The organism is Alcaligenes faecalis, from assembly GCF_005311025.1.
In the GTDB taxonomy this organism is placed as follows: Bacteria; Pseudomonadota; Gammaproteobacteria; order Burkholderiales; family Burkholderiaceae_B; genus Alcaligenes; species Alcaligenes phenolicus.
The window spans coordinates 2,369,543-2,393,688 of record NZ_CP031747.1 but is presented as its reverse complement, the minus strand read 5'-3'; the positions used below and the strand labels follow the sequence as shown (position 1 = coordinate 2,393,688).

The window sequence follows — 24,146 nt, the reverse complement described above, 5'->3', positions numbered from 1 at the left end:
TGGAGGCAATATGCGATTACTCATGGTCGAGGACAATGAGGATTTGGGAGAGGCCATCGCCAGCCGGCTCAGCGCGGGCGGTCATAGCGTGGAGTGGGTCATGAATGGCGAGCAGGCCCTGCGCTATCTGGAAATGGATAATTGGGATGTCCTGCTCTTGGACATCATGCTGCCCGATCAGGACGGCTTCAGTATTTTGCGGCATCTACGTCGGCAAACGCCCAGCTTGCCCGTACTGGTAATGACGGCTCGATCAGAAATCGAGGACCGTGTTTCCATGCTGGACCTGGGGGCGGACGATTATCTGGTCAAACCCTTTGATCTGCGCGAACTGGAAGCACGGCTGCGCGCCCTGATGCGTCGCCCCGCTACCACGCAAGCAGAAATCTGGCAGTTGGGACACGTCAGTATTGATATCGCAGCGCGGCGCATCAATAGCCGGGATCAAACCGTGGAGTTTGGTCAGCGCGAATTCTGCCTGCTGGAATTGCTCCTGAGTCGTGCCGGGCAAGTCGTCACCAAAGAACGGCTGATGATGCAGCTATTCAACTTTGATGAAGACTCCAGTCCCAATGCCGTAGAGCTGCATGTCTCCCGTCTGCGGCGCAAGCTTAGCGATATTGCCATTCGCATCGACACGGTGCGTGGCACCGGCTACATGGCTAGCCTGGGCGATGTCAGCTAATGCGCCGCGCCCTATCCATCCAGCAGCGTGTGCTGGCGCTGGCGGTGTGTCTATTGGCCGCCGCCCTTTTGGCCCTGGGTCTGGCGTCACGCCAATACGCCCAGCGCGCTGCCGATTCCGCTTATGACCGGCTTCTGAAAGCCTCCGCCCTGACCATTGCCAACGCCATTCAAATTGATGAAGGCGAGCTCTCCCTGGAACTGCCCTACTCGGCCATGGCCATGCTGCCCGAACAGGAGCACATTTTTTACAGTGTGCGCTCCACCAGTGGGCTGATTTCCGGCTACCCGGACTTGGGAGAGACTCTCCCACCCGCCAACAGTTCTGACCCCCGTTATGACACGATCAGCTATCACGACACGCCCGTGCGGGTCGCCACGATCGGGCGCTTGCTGACGGGCGAGCACTCGCTAGGCCGGGGCTGGATCACCATACGCGTGGCCGAAACCTTGGGAACCCGGCAGGCGCTGGCCGACGAGCTGCTGGGCCGCAGTACCTTATCGCTAACGGGCCTGATTTTGCTGGCACTGATGATTACCAGTCTGGGAATACGCCGTGCCTTCGCCCCCTTGGCGGAATTGGAGACCGCGCTAAGGGAACGCTCTCACGACAACCTGCAGCCCATAGACACGCCAGTACCCAAGGAGATTCACCGCCTGGTCGACACTCTGAATGCCTTCATGCAGCGTCTGCAAACCGCGGTAGGCACCCTGAACAACTTGGTCGCCGATGCGGCCCATCAGATTCGCACGCCTTTGGCGGCCGTGCACCTGCAAACCCAGCTAGCCATGGATCAGCCCGGCTCGGAGGCCGTACGCCCGCGTCTGCAACGGATTCTGAACAACACCACCCATGCTACCCATTTGCTGAACCAATTGCTGATGGATGCCACGGTCAGCCATCGTCTGGATCGCAGCACCATGCGCCCCTTGGACGTGCCCCCACTGATTCAGGAAATCCAAGGGCGTGTGGACCCGGACCGTGCGCATCGGCTGCAAGTCCACATTACTCCTTCGGCGCGGCGTGCCCAGGTCTTGGGCGACCACGTTTCACTGCGAGAAATGCTGCGCAACGTGATCGACAACGCCATGCTCTACAGCGAGGAGCACATTTCGGTACGCATCTATACCCGGCCCAGTGGCTTGGTGGTATTTGATGTTTCTGACCTGGGCCCCGGCATCAGCGACGAGGACAAAACCCGCTTGCTGGAGCGCTTTCAGCGCGGCCCCAGCAGTCAAGGTAGACCAGGCTCGGGCTTGGGGCTGTCGATCGTGCGCACAGTAGTGCAAGCGCATCAGGGAACCCTGCTCTTGCGTGATCACTCGCCGCAAGGGCTGACGGTCCGCATCGAAATCCCGGCGCTGATCCAAGGTCCCAAACCTGCAAACACCCTGCCACAGACGCTGGCGATTCTGGCCTTGGCATTGACGGGCCTGCTTGCAAACCCCGATACCACTCATGCCCAGGACAAAATCGCACGGCCTGATATGGGTATACGCAGTCATGAGTACCCGGCGCTTGCTCCCAAGCAAAAAACAGACGATCAGCCTTTGTTGGTGATCGCGGGTCCTACCGATACGGAGCTGTTTGAAGTGCTGGTCCACGACTTCCAGCAAATCCAGCCTCAGGTCAGCATTCTCTACCACGAAATGGACTCCACGGCCCTGTATCGGCATACCACTGAAGGCAGCCTGCCTGACACGGATTTGCTGATCAGCTCGGCCTCGGACTTGCAGGTGAAGCTGGCTAACGATGGCTACGCTCGCCCCTACTCGTCCAGCCTGACCAATGCCATGCCCAACTGGGCACGCTGGCGCAATGAGGTGTTCGGCTTCACACTGGAACCGGCTGTCATCGCCTACGCCCCGTCCCGTTTACCGCCCGATTTACCCGCCTCCCGCGAGGCCCTGCTCCGACTGCTGGAGCGCAATAGCGGCAGCTTGATGGGACGCGTCGGCACCTACGACATCCAGATCAGTGGCGTGGGCTATCTGTTTGCGCTCTACGACGAACGCACCTCCTCCACCTTCTGGGGGATGGCCAATGCCCTGGGGCGTGTCGGCACCCGCTTGTATGCCAATACCGGCGCCATTCTGGACGATCTGGACAATGGCACGCTGGATGTGGCCTACAACGTGCTGGGCTCTTATGCCCGAGCCCGTCAAAAAGCCGGTTCGGACATTGCCATCGTCGTTCCCAGCGATTACGTCTCGGTGTTTACCCGCAGCGCCCTGATTCACAAACAGGCTCGTCGACCGGATTTGGCCGCCACTTTTATCGATTATTTGCTCTCGCCCCGCGGACAGCAAACCATTGCGGGTCCAGCTGGATTAGGTCCGCTCAATGCCATCGAAACCGGCAGCTGGTTTACAAAACTCGTTTCAAATCAATCAATTGGAATCGTTCAACCACTTATCCTGAACCCTTCCTTGCTGGTGGGTCTGGACCCCACTCGACGCCAGCGCTTCCTACAAAACTGGCGGCGTCTGGTCACGGACACGCCCACCGGACTAGGGGATGTTCCCTATCAGCAGTGACAGGATGCTGACAGCTAGTGTCAACACAATGGAATGACATTGATCCTAAAAAAGTCCCGCATCATGACGGGACTCCAAACCAAGGAGACTCGAATGTCAGCATTCACCATCCCTAGCCGCCTTAGCCTGCTAGCCCTGTCACTCAGTGCCAGCATGCTTGCCGGTCAAGCGGCCTGGGCACAAGGCGATCAAGCGCAAGCCGCCGAAAAAGAAGGCAAGGTCATCGTCTACTCAACGACCGATACCAAGGCAGCCGCTCCGCTGATTTCCGCCTTTGAAGCGGCCAACCCCAAGATCAAAGTCGAATACCACGACATGAACAGCACCGAGCTGTACAACCGCTACATCAGCGAACAAGCCTCGGGCAGCAATAGTGGTGACGTGGTCTGGAGTTCGTCCATGGATTCGGCCATGCGCCTGGCCACGGACTACGCCGCCAGCTACGCCTCCCCTGAAATTCCCTCCCTGCCCAGCTGGGCCGTTTGGGAAAACAAGGCATTTGGCACCACCTACGAGCCTACGGTGTTCATCTACAACAACCGTTTGATCAAACCCGAGGAAGTGCCCAAGACCCACGCCGAACTGGCTAAATTGGTCGAAAGCGATAAGGACCGTTTCCGCAACAAGGTCACCACCTACGACATCGAGAAATCCGCTGTGGGCTATATGCTGGCCGCTCAGGACAGCAAGAAAGGCGACAGCTACTGGGATTTCATCAAGGGCGTAGGCTCGGCCAATCTGGTTCTGCAATCGTCCACCGGCACCATGATGGAGCGCGTCAGCTCGGGTGAAAACCTGATTGGCTACAACTTGCTCGGTTCGTATGCGGAAACCCGCGCCGCCAAGGATAAAGCCATCGGCATTGTGTACCCCTCGGACTACACCCTGGTTCTGTCGCGCGTGGCCTTCATCAGCAACAAGGCACAAAACCCCAACGCTGCCCGTGTCTTCCTGGACTACATGCTATCCAAAGACGGTCAGGACATCCTGGCCAACAAATCGGAACTGGCTTCGATTCGCTCTGACGTGGAAGGCGATAACGACGTGGACGGCCTGACCAAGAAACTGGCGGGTGTGGAACTGACCCCCATCCCGGTGGATTCGTCCCTGCTGGACTTCCTGAAACAAAAGGAACGTCTGGACTTCATCAAGCAATGGCGCGCTGCCGCCAATAAGTAAGACGCTTCGCCTTTGAATCGGGTGGCGGCCCCTGCCGCCACCCCGCCTCTTTTCCGCCTGGAATCCTTATCATGCAAGCCTTACGCCTTCGGTGGCAGGCCTGGCCGCGCCATGTCGTTGTTCTGATAACGGCATTGGCCATTTATGTGCCGCTTAGCCTGATCATCATCCAAAGCCTGCTATCCGCCCCTTTCTTCGCGGCTGACAAGTCTCTGGGGCTGGATGCCTTCCGTTTTATTTTCGACGACCCGGACTTTTACAAAGCCCTGGGTAGCGGTTTCATCATGGCCTTTGGCCTGGCCGGTATCTCGATTCCTTTAGGTGGCATTCTTGCTTTCCTGATGGTGCGTACCGATTTGCCGGGTCGTACCTGGATTGAACCGCTGATTCTGGTCCCCATTTTTGTCTCTCCCATGGTGCTGGGCTTTGGCTACATTGTTGCCGCCGGGCCTGTCGGATTTTTCTCCACCTGGACGCTGGACCTGATCGGTTTTGTGCCCTGGAACATTTATTCCTTCACCAGCATTGTCATCATTGCCGGTCTGACCCACGTTCCACACGCCTACCTGTACATTTCCTCCGCCCTGCGCAGCATGGGTTCGGACGTGGAAGAAGCCGCCCGTAGTGCCGGTGCCAGCCCTTGGCAAGTAATGCGCTCGGTCAGCCTGCCCATGGTTCGCCCGGCCATTCTCTATGCCTGCGTACTGCTGTTTTTCCTGGGCCTGGAAGTGTTTGGTCTGGTTCTGGTGCTGGGTGATCCCGAGGGCCACCTGGTCCTGGCCACCTACTTGTACAAGCTGACCAACAAGCTGGGCATCCCGTCCTATCACCTGATGGCCGCGGTTGCCGTAATTCTGATCGCCATGACCATTCCTCTGGTGATGCTGCAACGCCGTCTGATGCGTACCGCCAACCGCTTTGTAACCGTCAAGGGCAAGGCTTCCCAAGCACGCTCGCTGCCACTGGGCCGCTGGCGCTGGGCTGCCGCCACACTGGTTGCACTGTGGCTGTTCTTTACCGTGATCGTGCCGGTTGTCGGCGTGGTGCTGCGTGCCTTTGTGTCCAACTGGGGCATTGGGGTGTCGCTGATGGACGTGCTTTCTCTGGATGCATTCAGACAAGTCTTTGGGCAAGCCAACCTGCTGCGCGCCATTCTGAACTCGATCGCGATTGGTGTGTTTGGGGGTGCCTTGGCAGTGATCTGCTACACCTTTATCGGTTTGGCCATGCACCGCAAGCCAGACGGCATCACCCGCTTCCTGGACTACAGCGTACTGGTGCCACGTGCGGTGCCCGGTCTGCTGGCCGGTCTGGCCTTCTTGTGGATGTTCCTGTTCGTGCCCATGTGGCTGGACCAGTCCCTGGAAAACGGCTGGTTGTCGGTATTGCCCATGGCGGAATGGCTGCGAGGCTCGGTCGTCGGTCCCATGCGTGCCCTGCGTAGCACCATCTTCAGTGTGTGGCTGGCCTATAGCGTGGTTTGGATGGCTTATGGCTTGCGCCTGATCTCCTCCACCCTGCTGCAAGTGGGTCCTGAGCTGGAAGAGGCGGCCCGCAGTACGGGTGCCCGCCCCGGTCAGGTCACACGACAGATCACCCTGCCTTTGGCGAAATTCGGCCTGATTGGCTCCTGGTTACTGATGTTCCTGATTTTCGAGCGGGAGTACTCCACCGGCGTGTACTTGCTGACGCCTGGTACGGAAACCATTGGCTCCATGCTGGTTTCCCTGTGGGCCACGGGTGCCATCGACATTGTGGCTGCCCTGTCTTTTATTAATATCGTTCTGGTGGTCATTGGCCTGACCATCGCATTGCGCTTCGGAGTGAAACTACGATGACCGAGCTGACTGTAGACAATATCCACCTGGCCTACGACCGCAACCCCGTTTTGAAAGGGGTCTCCATGAGCCTGAACAAAGGCGAAGTGGTTTCCCTGCTGGGTGCCTCGGGCAGCGGCAAAACCACCTTGCTGCGCGCCGTTGCCGGGCTGGAACAACCATCCCAGGGCCGCATCGCCATCAATAATGACGTGCTGTACGACTCGCAGGCCCGTATCGACCTGCCCGCCGAAGCCCGCAATCTGGGCCTGGTGTTCCAGTCCTACGCCTTGTGGCCACACATGACGGTGCAGGAGAACGTCGCTTACCCCTTGACGCTGCGCAAGACACCCAAAGCGGAAAGCCGCCAGAAAGTGGATGCCATTCTGGATCAGCTGGGCTTGAAAGGCCTGGGCGAACGCTATCCCAGCCAGCTGTCTGGCGGGCAACAACAACGTGTCGCCATTGCGCGTGCTCTGGTCTATAACCCGCCTGTGATCTTGCTGGACGAGCCGCTCTCCAACCTGGATGCCAAGCTGCGCGAAGAAGCCCGCGTCTTCCTTCGCGAGCTGATTGTGCAGATGGGTTTGTCGGCTTTGATGGTGACCCATGACCAGGCGGAAGCCATGGCAATTTCGGATCGGATCTTGCTGCTGAATGGTGGCGAAATCGAGCAGCAAGGTAGCCCGCAAGAGGTCTACAGCAATCCCAAGACACTGTACACCGCCGAGTTCATGGGCTCGAACAACCGTCTGCAAGGCAAGGTGACGGAACAACGTGACCAGCAAATTCGCCTAAGTGGGTCCGGCTGGGAATTGTGGGGCCATGCCGCCGCTCCCCTGAACGCTGGCCAGCAAGCCACCGCCGTGATTCGTGTCGAACAAGTGCAGTTGAATGCACAACCCGGCCCCGATACGCTGCAACTACAACTGTCCACCAGCATGTACCTGGGCGACAAGTGGGAGCACGTTTTCCGCATGGCCGACCCGTCTGCCGGCACCTTGCGTGCTTTCGGGCCCGAGCCCCTGCCCAGTGGTGTGCATCACCTGCAATTGCCACCCTCCAAACTGTGGATTTACCCCTCCTGATCCCCAGCCCAAACCGGGAGTTGCCCCCAGCGGCTCCCGGTTTACCCTGATTGCAAACTTTTGTAAGCACAGCTACTGTAGTCGCGTCACTACAGGCGGTATGAAAGAGACCTGTTCAGTCAGGCGCCGACGGAGCAACCACCCCGGAATCTCTCAGGCAAAAGGATCGTACCAGCCCGACACTCTGGAGAGCGGCGTTTGACGCCCACCGAAGGAGCCCAGCCAGACACACAGGTTGGATAAACTCTCAGGTCACAGGACAGATGGGGTATTGCCACTACTCGGTGGTAATTCACCTGTCAGGAGCCTGTTATGTCGCATATTGCCGTCATTGGCGCCGGTATTTCCGGAATCACCACCGCCTACGCCCTCAGCCTGAAAGGCTATCAAGTTACCGTTATCGACCGCCTGCGCTACCCCGCGATGGAAACCTCCTTCGCCAACGGCGGACAGCTGTCTGCGTGCAACGCCGAAGTCTGGAACAGCCGCAGCACCATTCTCAAGGGCTTGAAGTGGATGATGCGCAAAGACGCCCCACTGCTGTTCAACCCCAAACCAAGCTGGCATAAATACAGCTGGATGGCGCAATTTGTGGGCGCGATTTCCGGTTACGAGCGCAACACCGTGGACACCGTCAAGCTGGCCATCAGCGCCCGCGAGAATCTGTACCAGTGGGCCAAGGACGAAAACATTGATTTCGACCTGGAACAGCGCGGCATTCTGCACATCTACCACACCCCCGGCGGCTTTGAATCTGGCAAGAAAGTCAGCCAGCTGCTGCACAAAGGCGGCTTGGAACGCCGCACGGTTACCAACGAAGAAATCCACCAGATCGAACCTGCTCTGCAAGGCACCTACTACGGCGGTTTCTTTACGCCTTCGGACGCCACAGGCGATATTCATAAATACACACGCGGCTTGGCCGATGCCTGCGCCAAGCGCGGCGTGAAGTTCCTGCAAGATACGGAAGTCCTGGGTATTGATTGCGGCCCACCACACCGCATCCAGTTGCGTACCGGTGAAGGCGCTGAAGCCCACACCCATACACTGTCTGTGGATTCCTTGGTAGTTTGCGCTGGCGTGGGTAGCCGTCACTTGGCCCATATGCTGGGCGACTACATCAACATCTACCCGGTCAAAGGCTATTCGATCTCCGTGTACCTGGATACGCCGGAAGCCCAACATGCCGCCCCTTGGGTCAGTTTGCTGGACGAAGAAGCCAAGATTGTGACCAGCCGTCTGGGCAAGGACCGCCTGCGTGTGGCCGGTACGGCGGAATACAACGGCGCCAACAAGGACATTCGCGCCGACCGTATCGCCCCGCTGACCAACTGGACCCGTCGCAACTTCCACGACGCGGCTACCGACCGTGTTGTACCGTGGGCTGGCTTGCGCCCCATGATGCCGGACATGATGCCGCGCGTAAAAGCAGGCAGCCGCCCTGGCGTCTACTACAACACCGGCCACGGTCACTTGGGCTGGACGCTGTCGGCCGCCACCGCACAAATCATTACCGAAGTGATTGCCCAGAACGAGCGTCAGTCCGCACCTGCTCAATTTGCCACCAGTCCGGCAGCAACTGCTGCACCCGCCGCTGCCCATAGCGCTCGTCCAGCAGATACACAAAGCCTTGATCCTGTTCATCGCGAATCACACGACCCGCGGCCTGTGTAATCTTGCGTAGTCCCGGATACAGATAGGTATAGTCATAGGCCCGCCGCTCCCCAAAGAGCCGGGCCATGACTTGTTTGACGGACTCATTAGCCGGATTGAACTGCGGCAAACCCAAGGTGGCAATAAAAGCACCGATCAAGCGTTTACCGGGTAAATCCACCCCTTCTGAAAACGCCCCACCCAGCACCGCTAAACCCACTCCCTTCCCATCCAGCGTGAAGCGGTCCAGAAACTGCGTTCTTTGCAGATCGCTCATGCCCGGTTGCTGATGCCAAAGCGGCATATCCGGCCAGCGCTCCTGCAAGGCCTGACTGACCTGCTGCAGATAATCAAAGCTGCTCAAAAACAAGAGATAGTTGCCCGGCTGCTCCTGATACGCCTGCCCGACAATATCGCAAACGCCGCTCAGGCTCTGGGCCCGGTCGGCATAGCGCGTGGACAGACCGGCATATTGACGTACCCGCAACTGCTCAGCCCGATAAGGAGATGCCACGTTCAACTCTGCTGTGCTGGGCGGCAGACCCAAAACATCACGATAAAACTGCGAGGGGTTCATGGTGCCAGAGAACAGCACTACCCCGTGCGCGTCGCCATAGCGTTCGGCCAGAAACGGAGCAGGCACGATATTGCGCAAGTTCAGGAGCACGCCATCGCGCTGCGCCAAAATATCGAATAAGGAATGCGAGCCGAACTGTCCGGCCAGGTCCACAAAGTACAGCAGCTCGAAATAGAACTGCAGCAAGGGGCTGTCTTGCGGCATGGGATTCTCGGCCACATAAGCCCCTAAACGGGCCGCCAGATAGTCGCACTGCTCCAGCAGATCCTCCGGGATCTTTTCCAGCCCCCATTGGTCGCCGCCTTCCTCGGGTATCAAGTCCTCCATCAAGCGAGTCAAGGGGGCGAAATGACGCTTCAAGGCCGAAGGCGAGGCTTTACGCGCCATGCGCAACTGCACTTGCGAGAAAGACGCGGAATACATGGAACGGGCACGTTCAACCAGATTGTGAGCCTCGTCCACCAGAACCGCGCTGCGCCATTGCTGGGCCAGGGTCTGGCTATACAGCACCGCATGCGTGTCGAAAAAGTAGTTGTAGTCGCCCACAATAGCGTCTGCCCAACGCAGCATTTCCTGGCTCAAATAATAGGGGCAAACCTGATGCTCGCTAGCCACTTGCTGCAAGCGCTGGCTAGTCAGCATGGGTTGTTCCAGAGCTTGCTGACGAGCAGCCGGAAGGCGATCATAAAATCCTTCGGCCAGGGGACAGGATTGGCCATGACAGGCTTTATCCGGATTGGGACACTGCTTGTCGCGAGCCACCATTTCCAGCACCCGCCACGCACCCTCGCCTTCCGGGCTTAAGCGCTGCAAGGCGTCCAGCGCCATTTGCCGACCGGAGTTCTTGGCCGTCAGATAAAACAGCTTATCCAAACCCGCCTCGGGCATGGCCTTCAGGCCTGGAAATACGACGGCCAAGGTTTTGCCAATACCGGTGGGCGCTTGGGCTAAGAGGCACTGTGCGTCACGTTGGGCCCGGAACGCGGCCACGGCTAGCTGTCGCTGACCGGCACGAAATTGTTCATAGGGAAACTGCAACGCTGTACAAGCTTGATCGCGCGCCAGCCTGTGTTTTTGCTCCTGCCGCCCCCACTCTACATAAGCGCGGCATTGCTCCTCGAAAAAGGCCCACAGCGCTGCGCGCTCCAGATACTCGGAGATGCTGGTCTCTTTATGCTTGTCCACGTGGTAATACACCACGCTAACCGTCATCCCCGGCAAATCACGCTCCTGGCACAAGATGGCGGCATAGACCTTGGCTTGTGCCTGATGCAGACGTCTATGGTGCTCGGGGATAGCATCAAAGGCCCCACGATAGGTTTTCAGCTCCTCCAGGCAGTTGCTGACAGGATCAAACCCATCGGCTCGACCACGCACCAGCAGTCCTTCCATCTCGTACGACAGGGGCACTTCGGCTTCATAGTGCTCGGGGCGACGCAGCTTTAGCTGCTGGTGGCCAAGGATACCTTCCTGTGCTGTGGTCGCAGGCGTAAAGCGCAGGTCCAGATCCCCGCTACGTGCAGTAAATTCGCATAAGGCTCGTACACCTACCGTCCAGGCTTTCATGGCGATTCAGGCCGGGTCACATAGCAGACACGCGCAGGGATGGCATGTTGCTCGAAATAACTTAACCAACGCCGCTGGTTGTCTTGCAAGCGGTCTCCGGGGCCTTTTACCTCAATCAATTCATAGCTTTGCTGGGCGGGCATGAAGCGCACCAAATCCGGCAAACCGGAACGGTTGTCCCGCCAATCCTGCAAGATACGCTTGAACACCAGCTGCAAATGCTGGGCGGGGATGCAATGCAAGGCCTGTTCGATCAAGGATTCGTTCAGGGCAGGCCAGATCAGCAAGGGACACTGTATGCCGCGCTTTTGCTGCCATCGTTGCCTGATCACGGTTTTATAGTCTGCGCCATCCAGCACACTTAAAGATTGATCAAACAAGTTTTGCCTGCGCGACACAAAGTCCGGGTTACCCCAATCGGCCGGACAGGCTTGATAAGGGTGGAAAAATGCACCGGGCAAGGGAGCGAAAATGGCATCCCAGCTCAACAATCCCAATAAGGCCGGAAACAAGGCGTTTTCTACGTAAAAAACCGGAGCCAAGGGACTATCCCAATGGGCCAACACCTGGGATTCGACCCGATTGCCGTCATCAAACAAAACCAGATCACTACGCTGCGTGCGGCTTGTGGGCTTAGTGGATGGCGAGCTGGGCGGAGCTTCTACCGCCAGTTTGCGACGCAGCCGGGGCAGCATACGCAGCAGCTTCTGGGTTTCACTCTCATTTTCGGGCTGCTCCCACGCCTGACAAAACAAGGGCCAGGCCCCTTGATGCTTGTCCTGACGCTCCAACACCCGCAATTGACGGTAACGGGCGCCCGGCCAGTTGGTCTGCACATAGGCTTGCTCGGCCAACGGCCACCAATGTTGGCGCTCGGCTTGCTGGCCTAGCTGAAACAGGGTTTTCGCCTTGCGTCGTTGAAGCCAATCACTGTCGGTCTCAACAGCCTGAACAGCGGCAAAACGTTGGGCCCACAGATCTGGATCGGCCTCGTCTTGCGCATCACGCAGCTCGGACAAGGCTTCATACAGGCGCACGTCCTCATTATGTCGAAACGCCCGACTAGACTGATCCAGAATCACAGTTTCGTATCTATACAAGCCAAGATCGCTGAGCACGAACTCGGACCAGTCCTGGTAATGATTGCCAAAGAACAGCAGTTGCAAACGCTGCGCCCAATGCATGACTTGTGGTGAGAGACGAAGCGTCGGGGCTTGCAGGCCAGGATCTGTGCACCACTGCGTAAAAGGCCGGGCCTGTTCACCCTGCGTCTGGCCAATCCATTCCAGATAGTCTGACTTGCGCCCGGTGGCTGGCAGCTCACTGAACAAGCGGCGCAGCTCGGGAACGGTATGGACAGCAAACAACGTTTCCAGATCAAGCTCAGGATCGGTTTCTATCAGCTCGCAGGCCGCCAGCTCTTGCACGGCCTCTTCCAGATTTTCGATCTCGGCATAACGCAGCTTGTCGATACGGAACACCGGGCCTTTACGCATCAGCAAGCGTACCAGCAAGGCTTGCGCAGGCTGGGAAGCATGTCCAAAACGATGGCCACATTGGACGTGTTCAGGCTCCAGCAGGTCGGAACTGGCGTGCTGTACCCACTGCAAAACCTGGTGGAAATTGTGCAGATAATAAAAAGGAGGAAGCTCGGGCGGAATCATAAGCAGGCTGTGTATATATCCAGCTACTTTAGCACTCCTTCAAGCCGGGCGCGACTCCAACAAGCGCATCCAGTCCCGTAACAAGGTATTGAGGTTGTGGCGCTGCGTGGCATCCAGCCCTTCCAACAAATTTTCTTCATTGGCCAAATGATCCACCACGACCGCATCTACACAGGCCAGGCCCGCAGGGCTCAAACGCACCAGAATACGGCGGGCGTCTTCCGGGTCAGCAATGCGTTCGATCAAGCCCTGCTTTTCCAGGCCCTGCAAGCGATGCGTCATGGTGCCGGAGCTAACCATCAAGGTGGAAAACAAGGCGGTAGGCGCCAAGGTATACGGCGGGCCGGAGCGGCGCAGACTGGCCAGCACATCAAATTCGCCCAGCTGCAGGCCGTGACGCCTGAAGTTCTCGCTCATTTGTTTTTGGACCAGTTGAAAGCAGCGTGTCATGCGGCCCAGCAAGGCCATGGCGTCCAGGTTCTGCAAGTCTGGCCGCTGCTCGCGCCATTGATTGATGATCAGGTCTACCGCGTCGTGTTCTTCGCTCATGATTTCTCGATTTCGATATTTATCTTGATATTAAGATAAATCATCCCTACACTGGCATTTATCTCGATATCAAGATACTTTCATCATGAACCGACTTTCTCTTTGGCTGGTGACGGCCTTGACCGCACTAGGTCCCGCCATCTGGGGTTCCACTTACATTGTGACCACAGAAATTCTGCCCCCCGACCGCCCTTTTATCGCGGCCTTTTTGCGCTGCTTTCCCGCTGGCGTGATGCTGCTCTTGTGGAGCCGACGCATGCCCGCCCCAGGCGACTGGGGCAAGACCCTGATTCTGGCAGCCTTGAACATCGGGGCATTTCAAGCCTTGCTATTCGTTGCGGCCTACCGCCTGCCGGGTGGATTGGCTGCCGTTGTGGGTGCGGCTCAACCCTTGGTGGTGATTGGCCTGGCCTGGGCTTTGGAAGGCAAACGTCCGGTGACCATGGCACTGGTCGCCTGCGTGATCGGTATTATCGGCATGGGTATTTTGCTGCTATCGCCAGAGAGCCAATGGGATACCTGGGGCATGGTCGCGGCCATTGTCGGGGCCCTATGCATGGCCTTGGGCACGTACCTGTCGCATCGCTGGCGCAGTGGCATGCCCATTCTGGCCTTCACGGCCTGGCAGTTGATGCTGGGTGGACTGATGCTGGCCCCTCTGGCCTTGTGGCTGGACCCACCGCTGGACAGTTCCTTGAGCGGCGTGCAAATCGGTGGCTATCTCTACCTGTGTCTGGTCGGTGCACTCCTGGCCTATACCCTGTGGTTCCGAGGGATAGCCGTTTTACCCTCTGTGGCCGTGTCTTCGCTGGGTCTGCTTAGCCCTTTGACCGCTGTAATTCTGGGGTGGCTGATTTTGGGTCAGGCCATGACAGGCTCCAGCCTGCTGGGCATTATTCTGGTGATGGGCAGTGTGCTGGCGGTGCAGTGGATCAGCAATCGTCCCGCCAAATAAGCATCTCGCGCCCATAAAAATAGCGCCCCTATTAACTATCTGGATGGGCGCGTAAGAGAGTTCACTATCTTGCCACTCCGCTAGAAGCAGCAAGATAGTGACTAATAGCGTTCTTGCAGAACTTGAGCTAAATCGGTTGCAAAGCGTTGAGCGTCTTTGGCATTCAGATTCGCAAAACTGACACGCAAGCCTTGAGCGGGGTTGCTCACCCCAAAGACTTGGCCGGATCGAACCAGCCAGCCACGTGCGGCTAAGCCTGCCAGTACCGGCTCGGCTTCCCGATCCAGCGGAATCCACAGATTGAAGCCTTCCTCGCTATCCCAAAAAGGAATGCCCTGCTTTTTCAGGGCTTGCATCAGATCGATGCGAGCCTGTACGTAAGCGGCTTGTGCAACACGAGTCTGCGCCTTGATGTCGGCATCGGTCAGCCCATGAACCACCATTTGCTGCAACAGATGGCTGACCCACTGAGCCCCCGAAGCCAGACGTTGCGACAAGCGCTCGCTGGTTTGCAGGTCTGACGCGACCAGAGCCACGCGCAAATCCGGGCCCAGGCCTTTGGACACCGAACGGATCAAGGCCCAGCGCAAATGATCGGCAGGAATCACATTTCGATAAGGGCTGCTGGCCAGCATCCAGAAGTGGTCGTCAATCATCAGCAACAATTCGGGATACTGCTTCAGAATTTGCTCAATCTGCTTGGCACGGGCACGGCTTAAGGAACATCCCGTAGGGTTGTGCGCACGCGGGGTCAGAATCAAGGCGCGCAGACCATCTTCCAAAGCCGCCTCCAGCGAGGCCGGCACAATCCCTTCACTATCAACAGCAATACCCACTGGCTTGTAGCCCAGCGTATGCACGGAGTTGATGCTGTTCAGGTAGCCGGGATCTTCAATCCCGACCTTATCGCCCGCCAGCAAAAAGGCTTGCAGCAAGCGCTCGATCGCGTCGACTGCGCCGTAACTGACGTGGTAATCGGTATCGGGGGGGGTGTCTTTATGGAACACCTGCTGACATACGGCGCGCAATTCGGGCACCAACGGGTCGGCGCCGTACAAAGCCTGGGTTTGACCACGCACCCCAGCTATCAATTGGGTAGGTGCAGGCAAATAGCCTGGCGCCGGATTGCCACTGGCCAGATCCTGCAAAGCCGAGCTGGCCCCATGCCCTTCCCGCGCCAGCTCCCGGATCGCCTCACGAATCCGTGTACCGCGACGGCCTTGTGCATCGGCCACCCCGGCCGAGACCAGGCGCTTGTATGCCAGGGCAACCGTATTGCGGTTCAAGCCCAGTGTTTGAGCCAGTTCGCGTACCGGCGGCAAAATCTGGCCCGGAGCGATTCGCCCCAGTGCCACTTGCTGTCGGATATCATCGAAAAGTTCCTTCGCATTGCTTCCCTGGATATTCATTTTGACCTATGACATAATAGTTTATGCGCGACCCGCAGGGTCGAGTTTATCTTTTTTTTCTTCCTTACTGGTGCGCCATGTCCGAATCCGCCCCTGATCTACTTCACACCGAGCATTATCCCACCTCCACCAGTGTAGAGGCATTTCGGGAACGCATTGCCCTGGTACAACAAAGAATTGATGCCGCCTGCGTGCGCTACGGGCGTGCCGCTGGCGATGTACGTTTGCTCACCGTCAGCAAAACCTTCGGAATTGACCGCATCCGCCTGGCTTACCAGGCCGGTTGTCGCCTGCTGGGCGAGAACAAGGTGCAAGAGGCCGAAGGCAAGTACGAAGCCCTGCGCGAAGAACTACCGGATTTGGAATGGGCTGTTATTGGACACCTGCAAAGCAATAAAGCCAAGTCCGTTGCACGCTTTGCTTCTGAATTTCATGCACTGGACAAGCTCAAGACCGCAGAAGCCCTGGACCGCCGCTTGCAAATTGAAGGCCGCAGTCTGGACGTTTTCGTGCAGGTAAACACCTCCAACGAGGACAGCAAGTTCGGTTTACCCCCGGAAGAAGTCCATGCTTTTGTGCGCGAATTACCACAGTTTTCTGCTTTGAAAGTCAAAGGCCTGATGACCTTGGCCTTGATGGACGCTGACCCGGAACGGGTACGGCCTTGTTTTGCCCTGCTGCGCAATTTGCGCGATCAATTGCGCAATGACATTGCCCACGCGGAAAACATCCGTGAGCTGTCCATGGGTATGTCGGGTGACTATGAAGTCGCTATTTCCGAAGGCTCCACGATTGTGCGCGTTGGACAAGCCATTTTTGGTGCTCGCGCCACGCCCAATAACTTTTACTGGCCCGTCTCCGATACGGCAACAACATCATGAATCCACTACGCCTGATCATCCGCCAAAACGGTAAAGAAATCGGACACTTTGAGTCCAGCCCCTGCTGCCCGCCCGAGCAGTTGATTACCGTGGCTCGCCACCTGATGACGCTACCTGACAGCGAGCTGGAACTGCAACAAGCCAAAGGCGAACACCGCATCCTGGATAGCGGACCGCATGGCTTGCGCGTGCTCAGCGCACAGGTTCTGTACGAGACCGTTGATTTGCAAGCCTGGTTACAGCAAGGCAGCAAAGTTACTGCCTGAATCTGATCGGTACCCGGCCACAAGCCTACTACCCTGATTCGGCAAAGCGGCGTACCCAAGACGCCGCAACCATAAAAAAACATACCCGGCGAACAGCCGGGTATGTTTTTTGTGTTTCAGACAACAGGAGTGAACGGAGACTTAGCGGTTCACCTGTTTGGCTGGCAAGGCGAATGCCAACAAGCAGCTCACCATCAAGCTACCGGCAAACAGCCACAAAGCGGCGCTGCCCGAGCCTGTCAGGTCGGTCACCCAACCAATCAGGGAGTTGCTGACCAGACCGGCGATATTAGCCAAGGAACATGCCAGAGCAAAACCGGTCGCTGCGGCAGTGCCTTTCAGGAACGTCGCTGGCAAGCTGAAGAACACAGGCACAGCACCCATAATCACAGCCGAAGCCACGGTAAAGGCCAGAACGGTCAACCAGGCATGATGAGCCACAAAGGTACTGGCAACCAGCGCAACCGCACCGATAGTCAGCGGCACGATCAAGTGCCAACGGCGTTCACGGCAACGGTCCGAGCTCGCACCAATCATCAGCATGCCCACCACACCGGCCAGCGATGGAATCGCCGTCATCAAGCCAATCTGGAAAGGATCCTGCACACCTGCCGCACGGATAAAGGACGGCATCCAGAAGCTGATGGAGTAGGTACCCAATAGAATGGAGAAGTCGATCCCGCCCAGCATCCACACTTTCAGGTTGAAGAAACCATCTTTAAAGCTGTGCTTGACGCCCTTGCCTTCGGCATCGTCGGCAGCCAGGTCAGCAGCCAGACGAGATTTTTCATCATTACTCAGCCATTTCGCAGACTGATAGTTGTTTGGCAAGGCCCAGAAAGTCAGGAAACCGAGCAGCACGCTAGGAATCGCCTCCAAAAGGAACAGCCACTGCCAACCACGCCAACCGTTCATGTGATCAAAGTGACCAATAATCCAGCCGGACAAAGGACCACCAATCACGCTGGACAAAGGCAGGCCAATCATGAACAAGGCAATGATCTTGCCGCGTCGGTAAGTAGGAAACCAAAGGGTCAGGTAATACAACACACCTGGCAGGAAACCGGCTTCTGCCGCACCCAGCACAAAACGCAGAATGTAGAACTGCGTCGGCGAGGTGACAAACATGGTCAGGCCAGAGAGCAGACCCCAGGTGATCATGATGCGGGCAATCCACAGCTTGGCACCCACACGTTCCAGAATCAGGTTGCTAGGTACCTCAAACAGGATGTAGCCCAGAAAGAACAGGCCAGCACCCAGACCGTAGGCCGTTTCACTCCACTGCAAATGATCGAGCATCTGCAGCTTGGCAAAACCCACGTTGATGCGGTCCAGATAAGCAGCCAAATAACAAAAGCACAGAAAGGGGATCAGACGCCAGACGATCTTCTTATAGAGATCTCCGTTTCCGTCCCGACCTGCAGGCACAGCCGTGGGACTTTGGATGGATGAATGCACCTTGTATATCTCCAGATAATTATTGGTATGCCTGGTGAACCAGAAAACTGTCTAAGAACAGCGCCTGACAGAACACAGCAGGGCCCTGAACGCGTCCGCATTCCCCCCATTGGGCTGCAGACCGTTTACAGATGAAGAATGATGTATCAACGGTGACTCCCTGCTGGACATGCCTGCTCTATCTATAGAGACAGGTCAGACACAGCGGGACCCGATCAGATTGATGCGCTGAGCCCGGATCGCTCCCGGACTCAGCACCGTGCACTGCTTAGCTGGACTTCAGGTCCTGACCGTACAGGTCGTAGCCGTAAACCCAGGCCGGATCTTCTTGCGTGCGCAAGAAGGTATTGGCGTTGGAGACAGACTGAACTCGAGTCGCACGCTCTTTGCGGTTGAGCTCGTACAGATCGAAAGCCGTACGGAAATCCGACAAGCCGGTCTCTTGCAAGCAGCGCGTCAACATGGCGGCATCTTCAATCGCCATGCAAGCACCTTGAGCCATGTGAGGCTTCATGGGGTGACATGCATCGCCCAACATGACCAAACGACCACGGCTCCACAAAGGCAACGGATTACGGTTACGCAATGGCCACTTGGTAATGCTTTCAGTCGATTTGATCAGATTCTGAACCGTGGAATGATAGCCTTCAAATGCGGCCAGCATCTCTTCTTGCGAGCTGTCTACGTAAGCACCCTGAAAATCCCAGGCAGGATGTGGCACGCCAGTCACAAAATAGTATTCATCACGTTTGCCAGTGGTGTAGTACACCATCATGTGACGGTCGTCTGTCCACCATTTCACACAGTCCTCGAACTCGTCGGCAAAGCGGGCCAGGTTTTCGCCACGGATCAGGGCACGGTGTGCCACCCAGCCGCTGTAAATCGGGTCTTCTACACCCAGCAGGGTTTCACGGATCTTGGAGTGGATGCCATCGGCACCAATCACAATGTCAGCCGTTACGCTGGTGCCATCGGCAAATTCCAGCAAAACGTCGTCACCACGGTCCACCAGATTTTGCAAACGCTTGCCAAAGTGCACGGTGCCCGGCTTGATGCTGTCAATTTGCAAAGCGTGCATATCGCCACGGTGCACGGTGATGTACGACGCACCGTATTCTTTCTTGGCAAATTCACCCAAAGGGATACGGGACAGGTAGTCACCCGTTTCGCCATCACGGCTGAACCAGAAATCCGGGTGCGAACCCATATCGTCCAGCGCTTTTTCCAGACCCATGCGGCGGAAGATCTTCATCACGTTGGGGCCCACGTGGATACCGGCACCCAAACGCGAGAATTCTGGCGCCTGCTCAAATACTTCTACCTCAAAGCCAGCTTGCTGCAACAGAGTCGCCGCAGCGGCTCCGCCAAGACCGGCCCCTACAATCGCAATCTTGACTGTTTTTTCCATCGTTAGCTCCAAATCACGGCACTCATCAAAAGTGCTCACCACATGTTTTTTAGTAGTGTACACACTAAGTTTAAGCATGAAAACAGGTGATTGAGCTAGGGTTTATACCTATCCAAAGGGGATTTAAACAGCCTATAAAGAAGCTTTAAACAAGCTATTAAAACAACAATATCAACAAGTTAATTAAAAAATCAAAAACAAAAACGAGCCTTGAATATCCGTACTTCAAATTTATTTAATCTTCCGATTTAACAGTGTGTAGACTCATTTATTGCGGTGCACACCCTGAAATAACAGATACTTTAAACGCGAAATAACTGATCTGGATCAGACGTGAACCGGTCCTCGGGAAGGTATACTTGCTCAGTTGTTCTTTAACTGGCCTGCCCATTCCACAACAAGACAGAAAGACTATGCAGCCTACCTCCCCCGTTTCTGAGCCTCAAACCTTGTCCTACGATGTCACCGAACAAATCGGCCACCTGCTGCGCAAGGCGGGCCAGCGGCATACGGCCATCTTTCAGCATTACGTGGGCGACAGCCAACTAACTGCGATTCAGTTCGTGACGCTCTGCGCTCTGCGCGACCATGGACCCAGCTCGCAAACCGAGCTGGTCGAAGCGACCGCGGTCGACCAGGCCACCATACGGGGCATTATTCAGCGCCTGAAATCACGCAACCTGATTGAACTGGCACCGGACAAGGACGACAGACGCAAGGTCATTGTGGAGCTGACCCAGGAAGGACTGGACCTGCTTGATCGTGTCATCCCTCGTGCCCATACCATCAGCGAACTGACCATGGGCAATCTGAACCCCGCAGAACGCGTGGCCATCGTCTATCTTCTGCGTAAAATGATAGACAGCACCCTGGATATGAGCGACAAAGAATAAGGCTGAACATCACTTGAAGAGACTATGTTTTATTCGGCCTTTAAGATATATTTAAAATACATCTTATAACTGATCTGCCATGACTCCTTTGACTGCCTCCCCCGCCTCTACCCGCCCAGAATGGCGCGCATTCCTGGAACTGGGATTTCGTCCCCTCTATCTTTTAGCCACGCTTTGGGGCGCTGCCAGCATTGCGCTCTGGCTCTATACGCCCGGATGGCTGGCCAATGCGGCCATCCCTTCCCTGTACTGGCACGCCCATGAAATGCTCTGGGCCTTTATCGGCACCATTGCCGTGGGATTTTTGCTGACTGCCAGCGCCACCTGGACGGGGCAACCCACCTTGCGTGGCCCCTCTTTAGGGGCCTTGTGTCTGATCTGGATTCTGGCGCGCTTCAGCCTGCTACTTCCCAATGGCATGATGGCGGCATTGCTGCTCGATGCCCTCTTCTTTGCCATTGCCGCAGCTGAACTGGGGCGCGTCATCCTGATCGCCCGCAACAAGCGCAATTACGGTATTCCGCTAGCCATGCTGGCTTTGGGTCTTAGCCATGCGCTGTTCATGTACAGCCTGATGCAAGGGCAAGACCCCATGCCCTACTTCTACAGCGGCTTCTGGACCATGGGCTTGATCACCTTGCTGATTGCCCGTCGCATCATCCCCTTCTTTGCCATGCGCGCCTTGCCGGGCCTGAGCCTGCCTGCTCAAACTCGTAGCGGCCATTGGCAAATGGGCTTGAGTGCCATCGCCATTGCCTTGTCGCTGAGCCCCTGGCGTTTGCCCTTAGCCCTGGTTCTGGCTGCTTTGGGCTTGATCGCCTGCTTCCAGTGGGTACGCTGGAAACCCTGGGCCAGCCGCAATACGCCACTGCTGTGGATTCTGTACCTGGGCTATGCCGGTCTGGCACTGGGTCTATTAAGTGCTGCGGCATATGAAGCAGGCTGGATTCTGCGCGCAGCCTGGCCGGTACATATTGTGGGTCTGGCAGGTTTCAGCGTGATGATTATTGGCATGCTGACCCGTACTGCCCTGGGTCATTTAGGCCGCCCCTTGCGTGCCACACCCAAAGTGGTGCTGGGTTACGGTTTCCTGATTGCCGCCTGCGTCTTGCGCTTGCTGGCCCTGATCCCAAGCAGTTGGAGCCTGCCCTTGCTGCATGCGGCTGGCCTATGCTGGATTCTGGCCATGCTCAATTACCTGCATCAGTTTGCCCCCATGTTGATTCGCCCCAGATTGAACTGATCGCAGCGTCGGCACCACACTTTAAAAAGCAAAGTCCCTGGCACCGTTTATCTTTATTTTCTGCCTGACCGTGCCTGCTTATACTAAGCAGGCACGTTGTTTGCACCCTCTGCAAGCAACGCGGGACGGATCGTTCTGATCCTTGTTCATTCCGCGCTCTCATCCTCATGTATCTCGCCTTTTCGGCTGGTCCTTCCCTGAAACACAGGCTGCTTGGCGGACTGTGTGCTTTGCTCTTGTCGTTTTCTGCCCAGGCCGCCGACGCTTGTCACGGCAGCCGGGATCTGGTCGTCGTGGGCCATATGGATGACGATCTGCTGTTCATGAACCCGGACCTGTCCAGCAATATCCAGGCAGGTGGCTGCATGCAGGTTCTGTATCTGACCGCCAGTGAACGCAAAGGCGGGCTGGAATATATGTATAGCCGCGAGCAAGGTGTGCGCGCCGCCTATGCCTATATGGCCGGGCTGGTCAATGAATGGCAGCAAACCCGCTTGATGGTCGGCAGTGCCTCGATCGCGCAATTTACCTTGCGAGCCAGGCCGGGCATTCAGCTTAGTCATTTGCGTCTGCAAGACCCTTGGCTGGGCCCCGGCTGGGGAAGCCTGACTCCCTTGAGCCGTGCAGAATCCGTACCCGGCCAAACCGTACAAACACTGGATAGTCCTCAACAAACATTGAACCGCGAGCAACTGGTTCAAACGCTGGCGGCCTTGATACGACTGTATCGGCCTACCAGCGTTCGCTATCTGGATGACACCAATCCCGTGCCTTACACCCAGCTGTGCTGGCGTTGTAGCGGACACGGGCACCCGGACCATATCGCCAGCGCCCGACTGGTTCGGGAAGCCATGCTGGCCGCCCCCGGCAATTACGCGCAAATTGGCTATGTGGACTACCCGATTCAAGAACAGGCCCGCAATCTGACCTTGAATGAAATTCACAGCAAAACCGAGATTTTCCGGCGCTACGCCTGGCATGATCAACACGCCTGCAAAGGCCCCGCTGTGTGCCAGGAACCCGCTGGTCCTGCCGCCGCCTGGGTACAACGTAGTTACTACACCAGCCGTGCCGACTATCCGGCCAGCCTGTTAAGTGACAAGGAAGGCAGGCTCAGCTTTTTCGTCTCGGGCGAGCAAAACGACGCCATCAATCAATGGGATGTGCAAGAGCAGCGCTGGACCACTTTGGGTGGGCGCACGGCGGATGCCTTGAACGCCTTCCAGTATGCAGACGGCAGCCCCGGCCTGTTTGCACGCGATGCAAGCGGGCAAGTCTGGTTCAGCCGTGCCCCCGATGAGGACGACTGGCTCGCCTGGCAAAAAATACCCGGCCCACGCGTACTGCACACACCGATGGTCAGCCGCCGTGACAGCCAGGCTTTGGCCATGGGCACCGATGGCCGCTTTTACTGGAGCGCCGCCCGCCAGCCTGATTACGGCTGGAGTGCCTGGAAAGCCCTCCCTGCACTGGATCAGGCCGCCTACCCCGCCACTCTAAGCCTGGATAAACAGGGACGCACCCATGTCTTTGCCAGCAATCTGCAAGGCCAGCTTTTCCAGACCTCTCAGCAAAATGATTCGAAATGGCAGGCCTGGCAAGCGGTTCCGGTCCCTCCCATCAGCGGCGGACTGGCTTCTATCCTGAATGCGCGAGGTCAGATTGAGCTGTATATGCGCGATCGCCAAAGCCAGCACTTGCAGCGCCTGAGCCAAGACAGCCAGCAACGCTGGTCTCATCCGCAAGATCTGGGTTTGAACTACGTAGGCACGCCCGCTCTTAGCCTGGGCGAAAAAGAACAGGTTGTTGTGGCGATTCAAAAGAGTCCGGGTGGTGCCATTGTGCTGCTTGATCAAGGGCAGGAACAGGAAGTGGACAAGCAATCCGCGTCCCAGCCCGTTCTGTACAAACAAAACGGCACCCTTTACCTGGCCAGTCGTCCGATTGGTCCCGAGCAGCGCTATCGATTATTGGAACGCCGTCACGGCAAATGGGTGCAAGTAGCATTGACCCAGGCTCCACCACCAGGAGGTGGACAATCCTTTAGCGAGGCCCCTGCCTTCATCAGCCAAGACTATGTGCAGCCTTGAGGAGCGAAGCATCCGCTTAAAACGTAACAAAGTACGCAGGCATGCGCCGGGCTTTCAAGACAAAGCCGGGCCAGGAAACGAATCCAGTTATTGATCCAAGCCCCAACCATAAACCCGGAATCCAGGGCCATATCGTAGTATCTTGTTGCAACAGTGTGCGCTGGCTCTCTCAGCTCCAGTACAATCGCCCGCTAACGGCCGCCGGCTTATCGGTGCCTTACTCTTTTA

The 24,146-nt window shown here is 57.0% G+C and carries 17 protein-coding genes, 1 pseudogene and 2 riboswitches; of the genes and pseudogenes, 12 read left to right on the top strand and 6 right to left on the bottom strand.

Features of this window, described 5'->3' with window-relative positions:
* The first annotated feature begins 10 nt into the window (after nucleotides 1–10).
* The 6 genes from D0C27_RS10935 to D0C27_RS19535 all read left to right on the top strand — a co-directional run bounded on the left by D0C27_RS10935 (nucleotide 11) and on the right by D0C27_RS19535 (nucleotide 8,980).
* Nucleotides 11–685: a response regulator transcription factor gene (locus tag D0C27_RS10935; protein ID WP_035267896.1), complete on the top strand. Its 675-nt coding sequence runs from the start codon at nucleotides 11–13 to the stop codon at nucleotides 683–685.
* Nucleotides 685–3,222: a sensor histidine kinase gene (locus D0C27_RS10930; RefSeq protein WP_137430967.1), complete on the top strand. Its 2,538-nt coding sequence runs from the start codon at nucleotides 685–687 to the stop codon at nucleotides 3,220–3,222. Before D0C27_RS10935 ends, D0C27_RS10930 begins: the two co-directional genes overlap by 1 nt.
* 93 nt (nucleotides 3,223–3,315) lie before the next feature.
* Nucleotides 3,316–4,401 carry an ABC transporter substrate-binding protein gene (locus tag D0C27_RS10925; protein WP_080747931.1) on the top strand — a complete coding sequence of 362 codons (1,086 nt, stop codon included), beginning with the start codon at nucleotides 3,316–3,318 and terminating at the stop codon, nucleotides 4,399–4,401.
* Between the two features lie 71 nt (nucleotides 4,402–4,472).
* Complete coding sequence (locus tag D0C27_RS10920; RefSeq protein WP_035267900.1) at nucleotides 4,473–6,239, top strand: ABC transporter permease; 1,767 nt, start codon at nucleotides 4,473–4,475, stop codon at nucleotides 6,237–6,239.
* Nucleotides 6,236–7,306: an ABC transporter ATP-binding protein gene (locus tag D0C27_RS10915; RefSeq protein ID WP_137430966.1), complete on the top strand. Its 1,071-nt coding sequence runs from the start codon at nucleotides 6,236–6,238 to the stop codon at nucleotides 7,304–7,306. Before D0C27_RS10920 ends, D0C27_RS10915 begins: the two co-directional genes overlap by 4 nt.
* Before the next feature lie 91 nt (nucleotides 7,307–7,397).
* Nucleotides 7,398–7,485, top strand: a riboswitch (glycine riboswitch).
* A gap of 4 nt (nucleotides 7,486–7,489) precedes the next feature.
* A riboswitch (glycine riboswitch) is annotated at nucleotides 7,490–7,570 on the top strand.
* A 48-nt stretch (nucleotides 7,571–7,618) separates the two neighbouring features.
* Nucleotides 7,619–8,980, top strand: a complete 1,362-nt coding sequence (locus D0C27_RS19535) for a D-amino acid dehydrogenase (protein WP_031232121.1) — start codon at nucleotides 7,619–7,621, stop codon at nucleotides 8,978–8,980.
* Here the strand turns inward: D0C27_RS19535 and D0C27_RS19530 are convergent.
* The 3 genes and pseudogenes from D0C27_RS19530 to D0C27_RS10895 all read right to left on the bottom strand — a co-directional run.
* A pseudogene (locus D0C27_RS19530) lies at nucleotides 8,925–10,301 on the bottom strand (ATP-dependent DNA helicase); the annotation flags it as partial. The gene D0C27_RS19535 and the pseudogene D0C27_RS19530 sit on opposite strands and share 56 nt — an antisense overlap.
* A 797-nt stretch (nucleotides 10,302–11,098) precedes the next feature.
* Nucleotides 11,099–12,766 carry a VRR-NUC domain-containing protein gene (locus tag D0C27_RS10900; RefSeq protein ID WP_137430965.1) on the bottom strand — a complete coding sequence of 556 codons (1,668 nt, stop codon included), beginning with the start codon at nucleotides 12,764–12,766 and terminating at the stop codon, nucleotides 11,099–11,101.
* Nucleotides 12,767–12,805: 39 nt separating this feature from the next.
* Nucleotides 12,806–13,315 (bottom strand): MarR family winged helix-turn-helix transcriptional regulator, encoded by a 510-nt coding sequence (locus tag D0C27_RS10895; RefSeq protein ID WP_009454519.1) that lies wholly within the window; start codon nucleotides 13,313–13,315, stop codon nucleotides 12,806–12,808.
* 85 nt (nucleotides 13,316–13,400) lie between these two features.
* Here D0C27_RS10895 and D0C27_RS10890 point away from each other — a divergent pair, with 85 nt between their 5' ends.
* A complete protein-coding gene (locus tag D0C27_RS10890) occupies nucleotides 13,401–14,270 on the top strand; it encodes a DMT family transporter (RefSeq protein ID WP_083053673.1) in 870 nt (289 codons plus the stop codon).
* Between the two features lie 101 nt (nucleotides 14,271–14,371).
* Here the strand turns inward: D0C27_RS10890 and D0C27_RS10885 are convergent, their stop codons facing one another.
* A complete protein-coding gene (locus tag D0C27_RS10885; RefSeq protein WP_035267913.1) occupies nucleotides 14,372–15,679 on the bottom strand; it encodes an aminotransferase class I/II-fold pyridoxal phosphate-dependent enzyme in 1,308 nt (435 codons plus the stop codon).
* Between the two features lie 77 nt (nucleotides 15,680–15,756).
* On the opposite strand from D0C27_RS10885, the gene D0C27_RS10880 reads away from it, so the two are divergent.
* Both D0C27_RS10880 and D0C27_RS10875 read left to right on the top strand, forming a co-directional pair.
* Complete coding sequence (locus D0C27_RS10880) at nucleotides 15,757–16,560, top strand: YggS family pyridoxal phosphate-dependent enzyme (RefSeq protein ID WP_009454526.1); 804 nt, start codon at nucleotides 15,757–15,759, stop codon at nucleotides 16,558–16,560.
* Nucleotides 16,557–16,826: a hypothetical protein gene (locus D0C27_RS10875; RefSeq protein ID WP_035267915.1), complete on the top strand. Its 270-nt coding sequence runs from the start codon at nucleotides 16,557–16,559 to the stop codon at nucleotides 16,824–16,826. The genes D0C27_RS10880 and D0C27_RS10875 overlap by 4 nt, the downstream gene beginning before the upstream one ends.
* 141 nt (nucleotides 16,827–16,967) lie before the next feature.
* On the opposite strand, the gene D0C27_RS10870 is transcribed toward D0C27_RS10875, so the two are convergent.
* Both D0C27_RS10870 and D0C27_RS10865 read right to left on the bottom strand, forming a co-directional pair.
* Nucleotides 16,968–18,284: an MFS transporter gene (locus tag D0C27_RS10870; RefSeq protein WP_060185882.1), complete on the bottom strand. Its 1,317-nt coding sequence runs from the start codon at nucleotides 18,282–18,284 to the stop codon at nucleotides 16,968–16,970.
* Nucleotides 18,285–18,552: 268 nt separating this feature from the next.
* Complete coding sequence (locus D0C27_RS10865) at nucleotides 18,553–19,692, bottom strand: FAD-dependent monooxygenase (RefSeq protein WP_009454531.1); 1,140 nt, start codon at nucleotides 19,690–19,692, stop codon at nucleotides 18,553–18,555.
* A gap of 413 nt (nucleotides 19,693–20,105) precedes the next feature.
* Between D0C27_RS10865 and D0C27_RS10860 the strand changes: the two genes are divergently transcribed.
* From D0C27_RS10860 to D0C27_RS10850, 3 genes are all read left to right on the top strand, one after another.
* Nucleotides 20,106–20,585 carry a MarR family winged helix-turn-helix transcriptional regulator gene (locus D0C27_RS10860; RefSeq protein WP_009454533.1) on the top strand — a complete coding sequence of 160 codons (480 nt, stop codon included), beginning with the start codon at nucleotides 20,106–20,108 and terminating at the stop codon, nucleotides 20,583–20,585.
* A 79-nt stretch (nucleotides 20,586–20,664) separates the two neighbouring features.
* Entirely contained in the window at nucleotides 20,665–21,828 is a 1,164-nt protein-coding gene (locus D0C27_RS10855) for an NnrS family protein (protein ID WP_137430964.1), read from the top strand.
* 167 nt (nucleotides 21,829–21,995) lie between these two features.
* Nucleotides 21,996–23,918 (top strand): PIG-L family deacetylase, encoded by a 1,923-nt coding sequence (locus D0C27_RS10850; RefSeq protein WP_137430963.1) that lies wholly within the window; start codon nucleotides 21,996–21,998, stop codon nucleotides 23,916–23,918.
* Nucleotides 23,919–24,146 lie beyond the last annotated feature (228 nt).